We start from the raw sequence: 493 nt of genomic DNA, 5'->3' as shown, positions 1-493 counted from the left end.
CGGCCTGAACGAGGCGACGATCGCGAAGTACATCCGGGAGCAGGAGAAGGCCGACATCGCGCTCGACCGGCTGAGCGCCAAGGAGTACGAGGACCCCTTCGATAGGGGGCCGGGGCGTAAATGGCGCCGGTTTGACCGGCCCGTCACGGGTCAATCTGCAGTGCGGCCCGAACCCCGTGAGGGCCGGCGCCTTTAGACGCGTGCCGGAAATCCAAGGGTTACACCCTAAGAGCAAACCACCCCTTCTAGGGGTGGTTTTGATTTAAGCGTCCACGCATGAAACACGGCGCGATGAACTGCGCTGCTCGTCGCCCGTCCGCGCCACCGAGAGCAGGGCGCCCAAATCGGCCTGGATCGCCCCTGCCTTGCTTCCAAGCTGCAGCGGAGCCGAGCCGCCCGAGATGTTTACGCTCAAAAGGTGCGCATCCGGCAGCTTTGCGGTCATGCTCCAGAACGGGAGCGTGATGATGCCGGGGGTCATCTCGCCCACGCC

Annotated in this window: 2 pseudogenes; one reads left to right on the top strand and one right to left on the bottom strand. The window is 64.7% G+C overall.

From position 1 onward, the window contains the following. Window positions 1-100, top strand: a pseudogene (locus tag PMX72_RS09920) (IS200/IS605 family transposase); the annotation flags it as partial. A gap of 162 nt (window positions 101-262) precedes the next feature. Here the strand turns inward: PMX72_RS09920 and PMX72_RS09915 are convergent. Then, window positions 263-493: pseudogene (locus PMX72_RS09915) on the bottom strand (hypothetical protein); the annotation flags it as partial.

Source organism: Collinsella aerofaciens, from assembly GCF_028207065.1.
Taxonomy (GTDB): domain Bacteria; phylum Actinomycetota; class Coriobacteriia; order Coriobacteriales; family Coriobacteriaceae; genus Collinsella; species Collinsella aerofaciens_AR.
The sequence above is the reverse complement of the archived record's forward strand: the minus strand, read 5'-3'. Positions and strand labels throughout refer to the sequence as shown.